The 211-nt window shown below is 36.5% G+C and carries 1 pseudogene; it reads left to right on the forward strand.

Annotation, left to right across the window (positions count from 1 at the left end):
• Window positions 1-50: 50 nt before the first annotated feature.
• A pseudogene (locus V6256_RS16100) lies at window positions 51-211 on the forward strand (DUF445 domain-containing protein); the annotation flags it as partial.

A 211-nucleotide genomic window follows, 5' to 3' on the forward strand; every position in this document is an offset into this window, starting at 1 on the left:
TAGCGGTCGGTTTATTGTTAGGAGAAAGCCAATTGTAGGCTATTATAACCATGGTTGGGTTAATTGCCTTATCGGGCGCATTAACCAATTTGCTCGCTATTTTTATGTTATTTGAAAAGATTCCTTTCTTATAAGGATCAGGTGTCGTACCTCCTCACTTTGAAGAATTTAAATCAGGTATACGAAACTTAATGAAGCAGCAATTCTTTAC

This window comes from Psychromonas aquatilis, from assembly GCF_038155185.1.
GTDB lineage: Bacteria > Pseudomonadota > Gammaproteobacteria > Enterobacterales > Psychromonadaceae > Psychromonas > Psychromonas aquatilis.